A 17740-nucleotide genomic window follows, 5' to 3' on the forward strand; every position below is an offset into this window, starting at 1 on the left:
GTCGTCCCCATCTTCAGCACCATGGATACCGACAGCCCCCGTTTCGACAACCGCCTGCTGCACACCCTGCCGGGCGACCCCGAATCCGGCCCGCGCCGCCGCGAAGTGCTGGGCGCGGCCTGGTCGCCGGTGATGCCGACTCCAGTGACGGCGCCTACGCTGCTGGCTTGGGCGCCGGACGTCGCCGCGATGCTCGGCTTCGATACCGCTGAAGTCGAAAGCGAAGGCTTCGCGCGGGTGTTCGGCGGCAATGCGCTGTACGCCGGCATGCAGCCGTGGGCGGCCAATTACGGTGGCCATCAGTTCGGCCACTGGGCGGGCCAGCTCGGCGACGGCCGCGCGATCTCGCTGGGCGAACTGGTCGCACCGGATGGCCGTCATTGGGAACTGCAGCTGAAGGGTGCCGGTCCCACGCCGTATTCGCGGGGTGCTGATGGCCGCGCAGTGCTGCGCTCATCCATCCGTGAATTCCTGTGCAGCGAAGCGATGCATCACCTGAGCGTACCGACCACGCGCGCGCTGTCGCTGGTCGGCACCGGCGAAGACGTGGTACGCGACATGTTCTACGACGGCCACCCGCGTGCCGAGCCCGGCGCCATCGTGTGCCGGGTATCGCCCTCGTTCCTGCGCTTTGGTTCATTCGAACTGCCAGCGTCACGCGGCGAAACTGCCTTGTTGCGGCAGCTGGTCGACGCGTGCATCGCCCGCGACTTTCCGGAGCTCGAAGGGCAGGGTGAGGCGCTGTACGGCGACTGGTTCGCGCAGATCGCGGTGCGCACTGCCGAGATGATCGCGCACTGGATGCGCGTCGGTTTCGTGCATGGCGTGATGAACACCGACAACCTGTCCGTGCTCGGCCTCACGCTCGATTACGGTCCTTACGGCTGGGTCGAGGACTTCGACCCGGACTGGACGCCGAACACCACCGACGCGCAGGGCCGCCGTTATCGTTTCGGTACCCAGCCGCAGGTGGCGTACTGGAACCTGAGCCGGTTGGCGCAGGCGCTGTCGCCGTTGTTTGCCGATGTGGCGCAGCTGCAGGCCGGTCTGGCGGCCTACCAGTCCACCTTCGTGGCCTGCACCCGACGCGATGCCGCAGCCAAGCTGGGCCTGGCTGCCGCCGACGATGACGACCTGGGGCTCTACCAGCGCTGGCAGCAGCTGATGCAGGACGGCGGCATGGATATGACCCTGGCCTGGCGTGCGCTGATGCGGGTTGATCCAGCGGCGCCAGACGTGGGCGTGCTGGATGCGGTGTACTACGACGAGTCGCGCCAGCAGGCGGTGCAGGCGCCGTTGCAGCAGTGGCTGCAGGACTACGCGGCGCGGTTGCAGGCCGATCCACTTTCGGCCAGTGAGCGCGCGGCGAAGATGGCCAAAGCCAATCCGCTGTATGTGCTGCGCAACTGGCTGGCCCAGGAGGCGATCGACCGCGCAGAGCAGGGTGACCTCGGCGGTGTTCACGCACTGCAGGACGTGCTGCGCGATCCATACACCGAGCGTGCGGGGCTGGAACACTTCGCCGGCAAGCGCCCGGCGTGGGCAGACAACCGCGCTGGCTGCTCGATGCTGTCCTGCAGTTCCTGAGGGGGGGGGCGGCAGGGCTGCGCCCTGCACCTGCAGAGGCCACCGCACAAGCAACGGCCAAAGCCAAAGCGGCTCTGGATTGCTGATGGTCTGGCGGGACGGTGCGGGGCTGCAGGACACGCCGTAAACCCGTCCATGGGGGCTCGATGGCGCCATCCATGGCGCCAACGGTCCTGCAGCCCCACACCGCCCCACCTCCGACAGATTCCCGCGGCTGTGGGTAGGTGTCGACCTTGGTCGACACGGTAGATCCACGCGATGCGTGGATGCTCTTCGTTCAATTCTCGAAATGTTCGATTTCGATAGAGATTCATCCACGCATGGCGTGGATCTACGACAGATCGCAGGAAACTGTCGAAGGCGGGGTGGGTCCGGTTGCGGGAGTGTCCGCGGCATGGGCCCGAGGCATGCCTCGGGCGGGTTGGGCAGGACGCCCAACCCCGGTCTTGCCGTGTGCGCAGGACAGCGCACACGAGCAAGCCGCGGCCAAGCCCCCACGGACGGGTTTACGGCGTCTCCCGCAACCGGACCCACCCCGTCATCCCACAGGAAACCCGCTGTTGCCCTTGCTGTTGCTGTTGCCCTTGCTGTTGCCGTTGAGGTTGCCGGCCAGCGGCCGGCACTACCGCAGGTGCCGGGCGCAGCCCGGCCGAACACCCCCAACAGGCAGGCGGCGCCCGGAACAGGTACCCTATGCCGCCATCAGATAGCCAATGTGACATGACCGACGCCCTCGTCGCTCCGCAGTGGGCCTCCCGACTGCGCGACATCGCCGACTTCCCCAAGCCCGGCATCCTCTTCAAGGACATCATGCCGCTGCTCGCCCATGGCGAGGACTTCCGCGGTGCCATCACCGCGATGGCCGACCGTTGGCGCGACCAGAAGCTGGACGCGGTGATCGGTATCGAATCGCGTGGCTTCATCCTCGGCGCCGCGATGGCGCTGGAACTGGGCGTGGGCTTCGTGCCGGTGCGCAAGCCGGGCAAGCTGCCGGGACAGGTGCTGCGCGAGGAATACACGCTGGAATACCGCAGTGACTGCATCGAAGTGCACGCCGACGCCCTGCCGGCCGGGGCCCGCGTGGCGATCATCGACGACGTGCTGGCCACCGGCGGCACGCTGGTCGCTGCGCTGTCGCTGGTGCGCCGCCTGGGCGTTGACGTGGTCGGTGCCGGCGTACTGGTCGAACTGGACGGCCTGGGTGGTCGCGCCCGCTGGGAATCGGATCTGCCGCTGCACACCGAACTCGTGTTCTGATCGAAGGGCAGGTGCCAACCAAGGTTGGCATCTACCAGAGCGAATGGCCGGGAACCGGTAGTTGCCAACCTTGGTTGGCAGCGCTTTTCGCGATTGACGCCACGGATGGGCCAACCAAGGTTGGCCACTACCAGGTCAGATCATTGCCAACCGTGGTTGGCAACGCTGCTTCAATCACATCATCCGCACGCGGAAACGACGGCCCTTGATCTTGCCGGCTTCCAGTTTCGCCACGGCCTTGTTGGCCTGCTCGCGCGCGATCGCCACGTAGGAGCGGGTCGGGAAGATCGCGATCTTGCCGATGAACTTGCTCGACAGGCCGGCATCACCGGTCAGCGCACCGAGGATGTCGCCTGGGCGCAGCTTGTCGGTCTTGCCACCGTCGATCCGCAGCGTGCGCATCGCGGCCTGCGGCAGTTCGGCCGGGCGCGAGGTTGCCAGCGGCGTCTTCTGCCAGTCCAGCGGCTGCCCCATCTGCGCTTCGATGGCTTCGGCGCGGGTCTTCTCGCGGCCGGCCACCAGGCTGATCGCCAGGCCACTGGCACCGGCACGGCCGGTACGGCCGACGCGGTGCTGGTAGCTTTCCACGTCGGTCGGAAGCTCGTAATTGATCACTGCCGCCAGATCTTCCACGTCCAGGCCACGTGCGGCCACGTCGCTGGCCACCAGCACGTTGCAGCTGCGGTTGGCCAGCAGCAACAGCACTTCCTCGCGGTCGCGCTGTTCCATGTCGCCATGCAGGGCAAGCGCGGAGAAGCCGAACTGCTGCAGAGAGTTGGCTACTTCGTCCACGTCTTTGCGGGTGTTGCAGAACACCACCGCCGATTCCGGCGTGTACTTCAGCAGCAGGCCGGCCAGCGCCTTCTGGCGATGCGCCGGTTCCACCTCGCAGAACAGGTGGCGGATGGCCGGTGCCTGGTCGGCGCCTTCCACGGTCACTTCCACCGCATCGCGCAGCAGGTCACGCGCCATGGCGCGGATGCTGTCGGGGAAGGTGGCCGAGAACAGCAGGCTCTGGCGGTCCTTGTGGGTGCGGCCGGCGATCTCGCGGATCGGCTCCTCGAAGCCCATGTCGAGCATGCGGTCGGCCTCGTCCAGCACCAGCGTGCGCACCGCGCCAAGATTCAGCGCGCGCTTGCGTGCCAGCTCCTGCACGCGGCCGGGCGTGCCGACCACAACGTGTGGGTCATGGCCTTCCAGCGAGGCCAGCTGCGGGCCCAGCGGCACGCCGCCGACCAGCAGCAACAGCTTCAGGTTGGGGATGCCGGTGGCCAGCTTGCGGATCTGCTTGCCGACCTGGTCGGCCAGTTCGCGGGTCGGGCACAGCACCAGCGCCTGCACGCGGATCAGGCTGGGGTCGATGGACTGCAGCAGGCCCAGGCCGAAGGCGGCGGTCTTGCCGCTGCCGGTGGGTGCCTGTGCGATTACATCGCGGCCATTCAGGATGGCCGGCAGGCTCTGCGCCTGCACGGGGGTGAGGGTGGTATAGCCGAGGGCATCCAGGCCGGGCTGCAGGGCCGGGCTCAGCGGCAGGGTCGAGAAGTCAGTCATGGCGCATTGTACCTGCCTGCACGGCCGGTCCCGCCTAATGGGGTGGGGACGGATCCCTTTCCGCAGGAAAGGGCTCTGACCCCGTCGGAGTCGTCATCCACGCACGGCGTGGATCTACTGGTATGTGCCGCCCCTGGTCGGCACGCTCCTGATCAGCCCAGCACCGCCAGCACACCCTGGTGGATTGCCAGGCCGCCGAACAGCAGCCAGGCGAACAGAATCAGTGCCAGCAGCAGCGGCTTCAGGCCTGCCTGGCGCAGCGCCGAGACGTGGGTGGTCAGGCCCAGCGCGGCCATCGCCATCGCCAACAGCACCGTGTCCAGCTGCACCAGCCCGGCCTGCAGGCCGGCCGGCAGCAGATGCAGCGAGTTGAAACCGGCCACGGCCACGAAACCGAACGCGAACCACGGCACCACGATGCGCGCCTTGCTGCCATCGGCGCTGGCCTTGCCGCCACGCGCCAGCCACAGTGACAGCGCGATCAGGAACGGCGCCAGCAGCATCACCCGCACCATCTTGGTGATCACCGCCGTGTCAGCTGCCGCTTCGTTGACCGCACGGCCGGCCGCCACCACCTGTGCCACTTCATGCACCGTCGCACCGGTGAACAGGCCGTACTGCCGCGCGTCCATCGCCAGCCAGCCGTGCGACTGCACCAGCGCATACAGCGCCGGGTACAGGAACATCGCCAGCGTGCCGAACACCACCACCGTCGAGACCGCGACGGTGACATGCGCAGCGCGGCCACGCACCACCGGCTCGGCGGCCATCACCGCTGCCGCACCGCAGATCGCGCTGCCAGCGCCGATCAGCATGGCTGCCTCGCGCTCCATCTTGAACACGCGCACGCCCAGCCAGCAGGCGAGGCCGAAGGTACTGGCAACCACCAGCACGTCCATCAGCACGCCAGTGACGCCGACATGGCCGATGTCCTGGAAGGTCAGGCGCAACCCGTACAGCACGATGCCGGCGCGCAGCAGCCAGTGCTTGGAAAAGCCGACACCGGCCGCGCTGCCCGGTGCCAGCCGCGGGTAGAAGGTGTTGCCGACCACGATGCCGGCGACGATCGCCACGGTCAGCGCGCTCAAGCCGTGCGCCTGGAGCCACGGAAGCTCGGCCAGATACAGCGACGCCGCCGCGATCAGGCCTACCAGCACGAGGCCGGGCAGACGCGGCTGCCAGCGTTGGCGCAAGGCGGGCAGGGACCAGGGGGAGAGGGCAGGGGCATTCATGGCAGGGGCAGGGCTTGAGTGATGGGGCAAGCGTGCGCGTCTGTCGCTGACCTGTAAAACGAATAATATGGGTGAAACCTACCCATCAAGAAGGTAAGTGCCATGCGCCTGACCTTGCGCCAGCTGCAGGTTTTCGTCGCCATCGCCGACCATGGCAGCACCACCGCTGCCGGCCAGGCCATTGCGCTCTCGCAGTCGGCCAGCAGCGCCGCCCTGCAGGAGCTGGAGGCGCACTTCGGCACCCCGCTGTTCGACCGCATCGGCCGCCGCCTGGCGCTGAACGGGCACGGCCGCGCACTGCTGGAGCCGGCGCGCACCTTGCTGGTCAACGCCGCCGACCTGGAGCGGCAGCTGGCCGCCGGCGGCGACCCATCGCAGGGGGCACCGCTGCGGCTGGTGCTGGCCGCCAGCACCACCATCGGCAATTACCTGCTGCCGCCACGCATCGCCGAACTGCTGCGGCAGGCGCCGCAGGCCGAGGTCGACCTGCGCATCGACAACAGTGCCGGCGTGGTCGCTGCCGTGCAGCGCCTGGACGTGGACGCCGGCCTGATCGAAGGCCCGTGCCACGAGCGCGGCCTGCAGATGACCGCCTGGCAGCAGGACCCACTGGTGATCGTTGCTGCCGCCGATGCCCCCGCCAGCTGGTCGCTGGACGAACTGCGTCGCGCACGCTGGCTGCTGCGCGAGCCCGGCTCCGGCACCCGCGAAGCCGTCGAACAGGCGCTGCTGCCGCACCTGCGTGGCTTCGCCCAGACCCTGCAGCTGGGCAATACCGAAGCAATCAAGCAGGCCGCCATCGCCGGCCTCGGCCTGGCCTGTCTTTCGCGTCACGCGCTGGAAGAGCCATTGGCCCTGGGCCGCCTGCGCGTGCTCGAAACCCCGCTGCCGGCCCTGCAGCGCACGCTGTGGCTGGTACGGCATCCCGGCAAGCAGTGGCTGCCGGGGTTGCAGGCGCTGCTGGGGGACGTGGAATAAGCCATCAGATCCCCAGTCGATTCCAACCATCCCGCCATCCCACAGGAAACCAGCTTTTGACGTTGCCGTTGAAGTTGCCGGCCAGCGGCCGGCACTACCGCGGGTGCCGGGTGCAACCCGGCCGACGCCCCCAACCCGTACAATATCCGGATGCCTCTGATTACTCTGCAGAACGTCGACTTCAGCGTCGGCGGCCCGTTGTTGCTGGAAAAGGCCGAACTGTCGATCGAGCCGGGCGAACGCATCGCCCTGATCGGCCGCAACGGCGCCGGCAAATCCACCCTGCTCAAGCTGCTGTCCGGCGACCACAAGCCCGATGACGGCGAAGTCCGCGTGCAGCAGGGCGTGCGCGTCACCCGCCTGGAGCAGGAAGTGCCGCACGGCGCGGCCGGCTCGGTGTTCGACGTCGTCGCCGACGGCCTTGGCGAGCTGGGCCAGTGGCTGGCCGAATTCCACCACCTCAGCCATGCCGAAGTCTTCGATGGCGAAGCCCTCGGCAACGTGCAGGCCAAGATCGATGCCGCCAACGGCTGGGGCCTGGACCAGCGCGTCAGCGAAACCCTGACCAAGCTCGACCTGGATGGCGAGGCCGAGTTCGGCCGCCTGTCCGGCGGCATGAAGCGCCGCGTGCTGCTCGCCCGCGCGCTGGTGTCCAGCCCCGATGTGCTGCTGCTGGACGAACCGACCAACCACCTGGACATCGAGGCCATCGACTGGCTCGAAGCGTTCCTGAAGGGCTGGAGCGGCAGCGTGGTGTTCGTCACCCATGACCGTCGCTTCCTGCGTGCCCTGGCCACCCGCATCGTCGAGATCGACCGCGGCCAGGTCACCAGCTGGCCAGGCGACTGGGCCAACTACGAGCGCCGCCGCGAGGAACGCCTCAATGCGCAGGCGCAGGAAAACGCCCGCTTCGACAAGCTGCTGGCGCAGGAAGAAGTCTGGATCCGGCAGGGCATCAAGGCCCGTCGCACCCGCGACGAAGGCCGCGTGCGCCGCCTGAAGGCGATGCGCGTGGAGCGTTCGCAGCGTCGCGACCTCAGCGGCAACGTCAAGATGGAAGCCGCACAGGGCGTCAGTTCCGGCAAGAAGGTCATCGATGTCAAGGACATTTCGTTCGCCTTCGGCGAGCGCACCATGGTCCGCGATTTCACCACCACCATCATGCGCGGCGACCGCATCGGTCTGATCGGTCCCAACGGCAGCGGCAAGACCACGCTGCTCAAGCTGCTGCTGGGCGAACTGCAGCCGGCCAAGGGCGAAGTCAACGCCGGCACCAACCTGCAGATCGCGTATTTCGACCAGTACCGCGCGGTGCTGCGCGAAGACTGGAGCGCGATCGAGAACGTCGCCGAAGGCCGCGATTTCCTCGAGTTCAACGGCAAGCGCAAGCATGTGCATGCCTATCTGCAGGACTTCATGTTCACCCCGGAACGCGCGCGTGCGCCGATTACCCGCCTGTCCGGTGGCGAGCGCAACCGCCTGCTGCTGGCCAAGCTGTTCGCGCAGCCGTCCAACCTGCTGGTGATGGACGAACCGACCAACGACCTGGACGTGGAAACCCTGGAGCTGCTGGAAGAGCTGCTGGGCGAGTACACCGGTACGCTGCTGCTGGTCAGCCACGACCGTGACTTCATCGACAACGTGGTGACCTCCACGCTGGTGATGGAAGGCGACGGCGTGATCGGCGAGTACGTAGGGGGCTACAGCGACTGGCAGCGTTATGCGGCCAGCATCGCAGCGCCTGCCGCGGCCCCTGCCGCCAAGCCGGCGGCCGCTGCGCCGGCCACCCCGGCTACCGCAGCACCTGCCGCACCCAAGCGCAAGCTGGCCTACAAGGAAGCGCGCGAACTGGAGCAGCTGCCGAAGACCATCGAGAAGCTGGAAGGCGATGTCGAAGGCCTGACCTCGGCGATGAACGACCCGTCGTTCTACACCCGCAGCAGCGCCGAAGTGACCGCGCACACCCAGCAGCTGGCCAAGGTGCAGGCCGAGCTGGATGCCGCTTACGCGCGCTGGGAAGAGCTGGAAGGCTGAGTATCGGTCGGCGCCAGAAGTGCGCCGATTGATCGAGTCGAGAATCAGTAGATCCACGCCATGCGTGGATGGTGGCATCAGTGCGGACCAAGGACCGCACCCACCGAAGCCGGTTACACCTGCGTACGGACCAACGGTCCGCACCCACCAATCAACGATCCGCACCCACCGGGGCCTGCGGTCATTTGACCCCGTGCAGATCCCGCAGCTGGCTCGGCCGGCTGCCGAAATACGCCGCCAGATCGGCGATGTCCTGATCACTCAGGTCCTTCGCCTGTGGCGTCATCAACATGTGCTGGCGGTCACCGGCGCGGTAGGCCTGCAGCGCATGCGCCAGGTAGTCACCGTACTGCCCACCCAGCTTCGGATAGGTCGGATCGATCGGCGCATTGCCATCGGCCCCGTGGCAGTCGATGCAGCTCTGGTTGGTGGCCTTGCCCTTCACCTTGGCGCGGGCTTCACCGGCGGCCTCGCGACCTGCAGGCAGGCCAGCCGAAGAAGAAGAGCCGTGTTCGCCACTGGCATGGCCCGGGTCGGCGGCGGATTTCTCGCTGTTTTCCACCTGCGACTGTGAACAGGCCGCCAGCAGCAGGGCAACGGACAGGGCGATGGCGTGACGCAGCGGATGCGCGGCTTTCGACATGGGCGGGCCTTACTTGACGGTGGACAGGTAAACAGAGAGATCGGCGATCTCCTGTTCGCTGAAACTCATCGACTGCGCCTGCATCGTCGGATGCCGGCGCTTGCCCTGGCGGTACTCGGTCAGGGCCTGGGCCAGGTACTGCTGGGTCTGGCCGCCGATCTTCGGCACCCGGTAGCTGGGGTAGGCGTTCTTGTAGCCGGTGATGCCGTGGCACCCCTGGCAGGTGTAGGCCAGCACGCGGCCATTGTCGAAGTTGCCGGTGGGCGCGGCAGGCGCCGGCGCGGCGGCAGGAGCCGGGGCCGGAGCGGGTGTGGCAGGAGCAGGAGCGGGCTGTGCGGCGGCCCCAAGGGGCAGGAGGACGGCCAGAGCGAGACAAGCGGCGAGCGGCTGCGGGCGCATGGTGTCGTTTCCGGGGATTCGGGTCTGGTCGTTCCGGCGTGGGGTACGGAACGCCCCGAGTATAGCCTCAGGTTTCATCTAGCTGAAATGGGGTCGGGCCGACCAGCGGCGTGAAGACACCATGACCTTTGGGATATGGTGTTGCCGTGAAGTGGTGAATTACTTTGCTACCACACCTGTCCACGCATCCTCCAGGGACCTGACGATGTCGCACCCAACCTTCCTGTCCGGCCGTCGCAGCGGAATCTGCGCTGCCGCACTGCTGATCTCCACCTCCCTGCTGCTGGGCGGTTGCGCCGCAGGGCCCAATTCCGAAGCCAAGGCCGCCGAGACCAAGGAGGAGAAGAAGGTCGATGCGGTCCCGGTCGAAGTGGCCGTGGCCAGCCATCGCGCGGTCGCGGCCAGTTACACAGGCACCGCCGCGCTGGAACCGCGCGCCGAGTCGCAGGTGGTGGCCAAGACCTCCGGTGTGGCGCTGGCGGTGCTGGTCGAGGAAGGCCAGCGGGTCACCGCCGGCCAGCCGCTGGTGCGCCTGGACCCGGACCGCGCACGCTTGGCCGTAGCCCAGAGCGAAGCGCAGATGCGCAAGCTGGAAAACAACTACCAGCGTGCACAGAAACTGGTTGGCCAGCAGATGGTCAGTGCTGCCGATGTCGATCAGCTGCGCTTTGATCTGGAAAACGTCCGTGCGCAGTACCGCCTGGCCACGCTGGAACTGTCCTACACCACGGTGGTGGCACCGATCTCCGGCGTGATCGCATCGCGCTCGATCAAGACCGGCAACTTCGTGCAGATCAACACGCCGATCTTCCGCATCGTCGACAACTCGCGCCTGGAAGCCACCCTCAACGTGCCCGAACGGGAGCTGGCCACGCTGCGTGCCGGCCAGCCGGTGACGTTGGCCGCCGATGCGCTGCCGGGCCAGAGCTTCACCGGCACCGTCGATCGCATCGCGCCGGTGGTGGATTCGGGCAGTGGCACGTTTCGCGTGGTCAGCGCCTTCGATGGCGCCGCGCACGCGCTGCAGCCCGGCATGTTCGGGCGCATCCGCATCGATTACGACCAGCGTGCCGATGCGCTCGTGGTGCCGCGCCTGGCGCTGCTCGACGACGGTGAGCCGGCGGTGTTCCGGGTGCGCGAAGGCAAGGTCGCACGCGTTCCGGTCAAGCTGGGTTACGCCGAGGGCCCGTGGGTGGAGATCCGTGATGGCCTGGCGGCCGGTGATCAGGTGGTCACCGCCGGCAAGGTCGCGCTGCGCGACGGTACCGCGGTGCAGGTGATCGCCGATCCGAAGGCAAAGGCGAAGACGGTCGCAGCGGCCGCCAAGCCGGCAGACAAGGCCGGGAGCAAGCAATGACCGCCCCGGGCCACGACCACGGTGCCTCGCCGGCGAGCGATGGCGCCGCCGCCGGCATGCGCGGCGGCCTGGTGGAATTCGCCACCCGCCGCCGCGTGACCATCGCCATGTGCACGGTCACCCTGCTGCTGTTCGGCCTGATCGCGCTGGGCAACCTCAAGGTCAACCTGTTGCCCGACCTGAGCTACCCGACGCTGACCGTGCGCACCGAGTACACCGGTTCGGCGCCGACCGAAATCGAAACCCTGATCACCCAGCCGGTCGAAGAGGCGGTCGGCGTGGTCAAGAACCTGCGCAAGCTGAAGTCGGTCTCGCGCACCGGCCAGAGCGACGTGGTGCTGGAGTTCGCCTGGGGCACCAACATGGACCAGGCCAGCCTGGAGGTGCGTGACAAGATGGAAGCGCTGAACCTGCCACTGGAGGCCAAGGCCCCGGTGCTGCTGCGCTTCAATCCGTCCACCGAGCCGATCATGCGCCTGGTGCTGTCGAACAAGGTGGCGCCGGCCAGCGATGCCGATGCGGTCCGCGAGCTGACCGGCCTGCGCCGCTATGCCGATGAAGACCTGAAGAAGAAGCTGGAGCCGGTTGCCGGCGTGGCAGCGGTCAAGGTCGGCGGTGGCCTGGAAGACGAGATCCAGGTCGACATCGACCAGCAGAAGCTGGCCCAGCTGAACCTGCCGATCGACACCGTCATCAAGCGCCTGAAGGACGAGAACATCAACATCTCCGGCGGTCGCCTGGAGGAGGGGTCGCAGCGCTTCCTGGTGCGCACCGTCAACCAGTTCGCCGACCTGGAGGAGATCCGCAACCTGCTGGTCACCACCCAGGGTTCGAATGGAAGTGCAGCCGACTCGGCATTGCAGCAGATGTTCAACATCGCCGCGTCGACCGGTTCGGCCGCGGCCATCGCAGCGGCCTCGGCGGCGCAGAGCGCATCGTCCGGTGGTGGCTCCAGCGTGGTCGCCAATGGCGTGCCGGTGCGCCTGAAGGACGTGGCCACCGTGCGCCAGGGTTACAAGGAACGCGAAGCGGTGATCCGCCTGGGCGGCAAGGAATCGGTTGAACTGGCCATCTACAAGGAAGGCGATGCCAACACCGTCTCCACCGCCGAAGCGCTGCGCAAGCGCCTGGAGCAGATCAAGGGCACGTTCCCGTCCGACGTCGAGATGACCACCATCGAGGACCAGTCGCGCTTCATCGAGCACGCCATCGCCGACGTCAAGAAGGATGCGGTGATCGGTGGCCTGCTGGCGATCCTGATCATCTTCCTGTTCCTGCGTGACGGCTGGAGCACGTTCGTGATCAGCCTGTCCTTGCCGGTCTCGATCATCGCCACGTTTTTCTTCATGGGCCAGCTCGGCCTCAGCTTGAACGTGATGTCGCTGGGCGGCCTGGCATTGGCCACCGGCCTGGTGGTGGACGACTCGATCGTGGTGCTGGAGAGCATTGCCAAGGCCCGCGAGCGTGGCCTGGGCGTCCTGCAGGCAGCGATCGTCGGTACCCGCGAAGTGAGCATGGCGGTGGTTGCCTCGACCCTGACCACCATCGCCGTGTTCCTGCCGCTGGTGTTCGTCGATGGCATCGCCGGCCAGCTGTTCCGCGACCAGGCATTGACCGTGGCGATCGCCATCGCGATCTCGCTGCTGGTATCGATGACGCTGATTCCGATGCTGAGCTCGCTGAAGGGCCGGCCGCCGCTGGCATTCCCGGAAGAGGCGCCGAACGAACCGTGGCAGCCGCAGAACCGCTGGCAGAAGCCGGTGGCGCTGGGCCGTCGTGGTGCCGTCGCAACCGCGCGCTGGAGCTTCTATGCGCTGGCCTGGCTGGTCGTACGTGCGTGGCGGGGCGTCGTGGCAGTGGTCGGCCCGGTGATGCGCAAGGCCAGCGACCTGGCAATGAAGCCCTACGCCGGTGCCGAGCGCGGCTATCTGCGCCTGTTGCCGAGCGCGCTGGCCCATCCGGGCAAGGTGCTCGGCGTGGCCACGATCATCTTCGTGGCGACCATGGCGCTGGTGCCGATGCTCGGTGCCGACCTGATCCCGCAGCTGGCGCAGGACCGTTTCGAGATGACGGTGAAGCTGCCGGCCGGCACACCGCTCAAGCAGACCGATGCGCTGGTGCGTGAGCTGCAGCTGGCCCACGGCAACGGCGAGGGCGTGGCCTCGCTGTACGGTGTCAGTGGCAGCGGCACCCGCCTGGATGCCAGCCCGACCGAGAGCGGCGAGAACATCGGCAAGCTGACCGTGGTGATGGAAGGCGGTGGCAATGCACGCACTGAAGCCGAGATCACCGAGCGCCTGCGTGACAGCATGGGCCAGCATCCGGGGGCACAGGTCGACTTCGCGCGGCCGGCGTTGTTCAGCTTCTCCACGCCGCTGGAAATCGAGCTGCGCGGGCAGGACATGGCGACGTTGGAAGTGGCTGGCCAGCGCCTGGCGGCGATGCTGCGTGGCAATGCGCACTACGCCGACGTGAAGTCCACGGTGGAAGAGGGCTTCCCGGAAATCCAGATCCGCTTCGACCAGGAACGTGCCGGTGCGCTGGGCCTGACCACCCGCCAGATCGCCGACGTGGTGGTGAAGAAGGTGCGCGGCGACGTGGCCACCCGCTACAGCTTCCGCGACCGCAAGATCGACGTGCTGGTGCGTGCCCAGGAAGGCGACCGCGCCAGCGTGGAGAGCATCCGCCGGTTGATCGTCAATCCGGGCAGCACCCGGCCGGTCACGCTGGATGCGGTGGCCGACGTGGTTGCCACCACCGGCCCCAGCGAGATCCATCGCGCCGACCAGACCCGCGTTGCGGTGGTCTCGGCCAACCTGCGCGACATCGACCTCGGCGCGGCCATGCGCGAAGTGCAGCAGATGGTGGCCGAACAGCCGCTGGGCGCGGGTGTCGGCCTGCACATCGGTGGCCAGGGCGAGGAACTGGCGCAGGCGGCGAAGTCGCTGATCTTCGCCTTCGGCCTGGCGATCTTCCTGGTCTACCTGGTGATGGCCTCGCAGTTCGAATCGCTGCTGCATCCGTTCGTGATCCTGTTCACCATCCCGCTGGCGCTGGTCGGCGCGATCCTGGCACTGATGCTGACCGGCAAGCCCATCTCGGTGGTGGTGTTCATCGGCCTGATCCTGCTGGTCGGCCTGGTCACCAAGAACGCGATCATCCTGATCGACAAGGTCAACCAGCTGCGCGAGGCCGGCGTGGCCAAGCACGAGGCCCTGGTGGAAGGTGCACGCTCGCGCCTGCGGCCGATCATCATGACCACGCTGTGCACGCTGTTCGGCTTCCTGCCGCTGGCGGTGGCGATGGGCGAGGGCGCCGAAGTACGCGCGCCGATGGCGATCACCGTGATCGGTGGCCTGCTGGTGTCGACCCTGCTGACCCTGCTGGTGATCCCGGTGGTCTACGACCTGATGGACCGCCGTGGTGACGCCTACTACCGCGAGCGTGGCCGCAAGCACGCCGGCGAGATCGAGTCGGGCGCGGCAGGCAGCGCGGCGGGTGCGGAGGAGCCGGCATGAGTGTTGCCGAGTTCTCCATCCGCCGCCCGGTCACCACCATCATGTGCTTCGTGTCACTGGTGGTGATCGGCCTGATCGCCTCGTTCCGGTTGCCGCTGGAAGCGTTGCCGGACATTTCCGCGCCCTTCCTGTTCGTGCAGATTCCGTACACCGGTTCAACCCCGGAGGAAGTGGAGCGGACCATCATCCGCCCGGTGGAGGAATCGCTGGCGACGATGACCGGCATCAAGCGCATGCGCTCGTCGGCCACCTCCGAGGCGGCGCTGATCTTCATCGAGTTCAGCGACTGGGACCGCGACATCGCCATCGCCGCCTCCGATGCACGCGAACGCATCGATGCAATCCGCAGCGATCTGCCCGACGACCTGCAGCGCTACAACGTGTTCAAGTGGTCCAGCAGCGACCAGCCGGTGCTGAAGGTGCGCCTGGCCAGCACCAGCGACCTGACCACCGCTTACGACATGCTCGACCGCGAGTTCAAGCGGCGCATCGAGCGTATCCCCGGCGTGGCCCGCGTCGACATTACCGGCGCGCCGCCGAACGAGGTGGAGATCGCCATTGATCCGAACCGGCTCAACGCGCATGGGCTGAGCATCAACGAGCTGAGTGACCGCCTGCGCACGCTGAACTTCTCGATCTCGGCCGGGCAGATCGACGACAACGGCCAGCGCGTGCGCGTGCAGCCGGTGGGCGAGATCACCGACCTGCAGGAAATGCGCGACCTGGTGATCAACGCCAAGGGCCTGCGCCTGGGCGACATCGCCGACGTGCGCCTGAAGCCGGCGCGGATGAACTACGGGCGCCGCCTGGACGGCAACCCGGCGGTCGGGCTGGATATCTTCAAGGAGCGCAGTGCCAACCTGGTGGAGGTGTCGCGCGCGGCGCTGGCCGAGGTTGAAGCGATCCGTGCCGAAGCGTCGATGCGCGACGTGCAGATCAAGGTGATCGACAACCAGGGCAAGGCGGTGACCTCCTCGCTGCTGGAACTGGCCGAGGCCGGTGCGGTCGGCCTGATCCTGTCGATCACGGTGCTGTTCTTCTTCCTGCGCCATTGGCCGTCCACGCTGATGGTGACCCTGGCCATTCCGATCTGCTTCACCATCACCCTGGGTTTCATGTACTTCGTCGGGGTGACGCTGAACATCCTGACCATGATGGGCCTGCTGTTGGCGGTGGGCATGCTGGTCGACAACGCCGTGGTGGTGGTGGAGAGCATCTACCAGGAGCGCGAGCGCATGCCGGGACAGCCGCGCCTGGCCTCGATCATCGGCACCCGCAACGTGGCCATCGCGCTCAGCGCTGGCACCTTGTGCCATTGCATCGTGTTCGTGCCGAACCTGTTTGGCGAGACCAACAACATCAGCATCTTCATGGCGCAGATCGCGATCACCATCTCGGTCTCGCTGCTGGCCTCGTGGCTGGTCGCGGTCAGCCTGATCCCGATGCTGTCCGCGCGCATGGCCACGCCCAAGCTGGTGCACTCGCAGACCGGCCTGATCGCGCGGCTGCAGCGCCGCTACGCCAGGCTGCTGGACTGGTCACTGCACCATCGCGGCTGGAGCCTGCTCGGCATCGTGCTGGTGGTGCTGGTCAGCCTGGTGCCGATGAAGCTGACCAAGGTCGACATGTTCGGTGGGGATGGCGGCAAGGACATCTTCATCGGCTACATGTGGAAGGGCGCCTACACCTATCGGCAGATGTCCGAGGAAGTGGCGCGCGTGGAGAACTGGATCGACGCCAACCGCGAGCGCCTGCACGTCAAGCAGGTGTACTCCTGGTACAGCGAGCAGGAAGGCAGCTCGACCGTGGTCACCCTGGACGAGAAGTACGCCAAGGACATCAAGGCGCTGCAGGAAGAGCTGCGCAAGGGCCTGCCGAAGTCGGCCCGCACCGACTACTTCGTTGGCAACCAGGGCGGTGATGGCGGCGGTGGCGGCAACCAGGGCGTGCAGGTGCAGCTGGTGGGCGACTCCAGTTCGATGCTGCAGGAGATCGGCCAGGAAGTGGTGCCGCTGCTGGCCCAGCGTGCCGAGCTGCGCGACGTGCGCATCGACAACGGCGAGAAGGGCGGCGAGCTGAAGGTGCGCGTCGACCGCGAGCGTGCCGCCGCATTCGGCTTCAATGCCGAGCAGGTCGCCAGCTTCGTCGGCCTGGCCCTGCGCGGTGCGCCGATGCGCGAGTTCCGCCGCGGCGACAATGAAGTGCCGGTATGGGTGCGCTTCGCTGGCGCCGAGCAGAGCAGCCCGGAAGACCTGGCCGGCTTCAGCGTGCGCACCGGCGACGGTCGCAGCGTGCCACTGCTGAGCCTGGTCACCGTTGACGTCGGTTCATCGGCGACCCAGATCGGTCGTACCAACCGCCAGACCACGCTCACCATCAAGGCCAACCTGGCCGAGAAGGTCACCGCGCCCGATGGCCGCAAGGCGATGGAATCGGTGCTCAAGCCGATGAACTTCCCGGCCGGCTATGGCTTCACCTTCGATGGCGGCGACTACGGCAACGACGACGAAGCGATGCAGCAGATGGTGTTCAACCTGCTGATCGCGCTGGTGATGATCTACGTGGTGATGGCGGCGGTGTTCGAGTCGCTGCTGTTCCCGGCGGCGATCATGAGCGGCGTGCTGTTCTCGATCTTCGGTGTGTTCTGGCTGTTCTGGATCACCGGCACCTCGTTCGGGATCATGTCCTTCATCGGCATCCTGGTGCTGATGGGCGTGGTGGTGAACAACGGCATCGTGATGATCGAGCACATCAACAACCTGCGGCGCGGCGGCATGGGACGCACGCAGGCGCTGGTGGAGGGCTCACGCGAGCGATTGCGCCCGATCATGATGACGATGGGCACGGCGATCCTGGCGATGGTGCCGATCTCGCTGACCAACACGCAGATGTTCGGCAACGGCCCGGAGTACGCGCCGATGGCGCGCGCGATTGCCGGCGGCCTGGCGTTCTCCACGGTGGTCAGCCTGCTGTTCCTGCCGACCATCTATGCGGTGCTGGATGACCTTCGCAGTGCCGTGACGCGGCTGGTCCGCCGCGCACGCGGCCTGGAGATGGTAGAGCCGGGCGCTGCCCGGCTCTAATACACGTCAACGTGTTGTGGTGTGGGGGAGGCCGGTCGTAGTGGGGCGGCCTCCCCCTTTTTTTGCCGGGCATGGCGTGGCAACCAAGGTTGGCACCTACC

At 67.1% G+C, this 17740-nt stretch carries 11 protein-coding genes; 7 read left to right on the forward strand and 4 right to left on the reverse strand.

The annotated features are described in order from the left end of the window. Positions 1-21: 21 nt before the first annotated feature. On the forward strand, positions 22-1587 hold the full coding sequence (locus tag ACSYAO_RS08455; protein WP_005409267.1) for a protein adenylyltransferase SelO: 1566 nt from the start codon (positions 22-24) through the stop codon (positions 1585-1587). Positions 1588-2307: 720 nt separating this feature from the next. Next, positions 2308-2844, forward strand: a complete 537-nt coding sequence (locus ACSYAO_RS08460; protein ID WP_005413028.1) for an adenine phosphoribosyltransferase — start codon at positions 2308-2310, stop codon at positions 2842-2844. A gap of 174 nt (positions 2845-3018) precedes the next feature. Here ACSYAO_RS08460 and dbpA read toward each other — a convergent pair whose 3' ends face one another. Together dbpA and ACSYAO_RS08470 are read right to left on the reverse strand one after the other, a co-directional pair. After that, a complete protein-coding gene (gene dbpA, locus ACSYAO_RS08465) occupies positions 3019-4395 on the reverse strand; it encodes an ATP-dependent RNA helicase DbpA (protein ID WP_012479936.1) in 1377 nt (458 codons plus the stop codon). Positions 4396-4547: 152 nt separating this feature from the next. Beyond that, on the reverse strand, positions 4548-5627 hold the full coding sequence (locus ACSYAO_RS08470; RefSeq protein WP_012479937.1) for a YeiH family protein: 1080 nt from the start codon (positions 5625-5627) through the stop codon (positions 4548-4550). Between the two features lie 102 nt (positions 5628-5729). Here ACSYAO_RS08470 and ACSYAO_RS08475 point away from each other — a divergent pair, with 102 nt between their 5' ends. Continuing rightward, a complete protein-coding gene (locus ACSYAO_RS08475; protein ID WP_099490225.1) occupies positions 5730-6605 on the forward strand; it encodes a LysR family transcriptional regulator in 876 nt (291 codons plus the stop codon). Between the two features lie 150 nt (positions 6606-6755). Then, positions 6756-8639 carry an ATP-binding cassette domain-containing protein gene (locus ACSYAO_RS08480; protein ID WP_005409272.1) on the forward strand — a complete coding sequence of 628 codons (1884 nt, stop codon included), beginning with the start codon at positions 6756-6758 and terminating at the stop codon, positions 8637-8639. A 181-nt stretch (positions 8640-8820) separates the two neighbouring features. Here ACSYAO_RS08480 and ACSYAO_RS08485 read toward each other — a convergent pair whose 3' ends face one another. Continuing rightward, positions 8821-9282, reverse strand: coding sequence for a c-type cytochrome (locus ACSYAO_RS08485; protein WP_005409273.1), 462 nt, complete (start codon positions 9280-9282; stop codon positions 8821-8823). A 9-nt stretch (positions 9283-9291) separates the two neighbouring features. Continuing rightward, positions 9292-9681: a c-type cytochrome gene (locus tag ACSYAO_RS08490; RefSeq protein ID WP_005413034.1), complete on the reverse strand. Its 390-nt coding sequence runs from the start codon at positions 9679-9681 to the stop codon at positions 9292-9294. A 205-nt stretch (positions 9682-9886) separates the two neighbouring features. On the opposite strand from ACSYAO_RS08490, the gene ACSYAO_RS08495 reads away from it, so the two are divergent. Genes ACSYAO_RS08495 through ACSYAO_RS08505 form a run of 3 tightly spaced genes read left to right on the forward strand, consistent with a single transcriptional unit; the run spans position 9887 to position 17639 of the window. Beyond that, positions 9887-11038 (forward strand): efflux RND transporter periplasmic adaptor subunit, encoded by a 1152-nt coding sequence (locus ACSYAO_RS08495; RefSeq protein ID WP_021204157.1) that lies wholly within the window; start codon positions 9887-9889, stop codon positions 11036-11038. Next, positions 11035-14556 carry an efflux RND transporter permease subunit gene (locus ACSYAO_RS08500; RefSeq protein WP_076739222.1) on the forward strand — a complete coding sequence of 1174 codons (3522 nt, stop codon included), beginning with the start codon at positions 11035-11037 and terminating at the stop codon, positions 14554-14556. Before ACSYAO_RS08495 ends, ACSYAO_RS08500 begins: the two co-directional genes overlap by 4 nt. Further along, on the forward strand, positions 14553-17639 hold the full coding sequence (locus ACSYAO_RS08505) for an efflux RND transporter permease subunit (protein ID WP_076739221.1): 3087 nt from the start codon (positions 14553-14555) through the stop codon (positions 17637-17639). The genes ACSYAO_RS08500 and ACSYAO_RS08505 overlap by 4 nt, the downstream gene beginning before the upstream one ends. The last annotated feature ends 101 nt before the right edge of the window (positions 17640-17740 follow it).

Origin of the sequence: Stenotrophomonas sp. STK16_22, assembly GCF_051984505.1 — a bacterium.
GTDB lineage: Bacteria > Pseudomonadota > Gammaproteobacteria > Xanthomonadales > Xanthomonadaceae > Stenotrophomonas > Stenotrophomonas maltophilia_A.

Coding starts and splice junctions, on each gene's coding strand:
- ACSYAO_RS08455 (WP_005409267.1), top strand. CDS start 22: ATGGATACCGACAGCCCCCGTTTCGACAACCGCCTGCTGCACACCCTG.
- ACSYAO_RS08460 (WP_005413028.1), top strand. CDS start 2,308: ATGACCGACGCCCTCGTCGCTCCGCAGTGGGCCTCCCGACTGCGCGAC.
- dbpA (WP_012479936.1), bottom strand. CDS start 4,395: ATGACTGACTTCTCGACCCTGCCGCTGAGCCCGGCCCTGCAGCCCGGC.
- ACSYAO_RS08470 (WP_012479937.1), bottom strand. CDS start 5,627: ATGAATGCCCCTGCCCTCTCCCCCTGGTCCCTGCCCGCCTTGCGCCAA.
- ACSYAO_RS08475 (WP_099490225.1), top strand. CDS start 5,730: ATGCGCCTGACCTTGCGCCAGCTGCAGGTTTTCGTCGCCATCGCCGAC.
- ACSYAO_RS08480 (WP_005409272.1), top strand. CDS start 6,756: ATGCCTCTGATTACTCTGCAGAACGTCGACTTCAGCGTCGGCGGCCCG.
- ACSYAO_RS08485 (WP_005409273.1), bottom strand. CDS start 9,282: ATGTCGAAAGCCGCGCATCCGCTGCGTCACGCCATCGCCCTGTCCGTT.
- ACSYAO_RS08490 (WP_005413034.1), bottom strand. CDS start 9,681: ATGCGCCCGCAGCCGCTCGCCGCTTGTCTCGCTCTGGCCGTCCTCCTG.
- ACSYAO_RS08495 (WP_021204157.1), top strand. CDS start 9,887: ATGTCGCACCCAACCTTCCTGTCCGGCCGTCGCAGCGGAATCTGCGCT.
- ACSYAO_RS08500 (WP_076739222.1), top strand. CDS start 11,035: ATGACCGCCCCGGGCCACGACCACGGTGCCTCGCCGGCGAGCGATGGC.
- ACSYAO_RS08505 (WP_076739221.1), top strand. CDS start 14,553: ATGAGTGTTGCCGAGTTCTCCATCCGCCGCCCGGTCACCACCATCATG.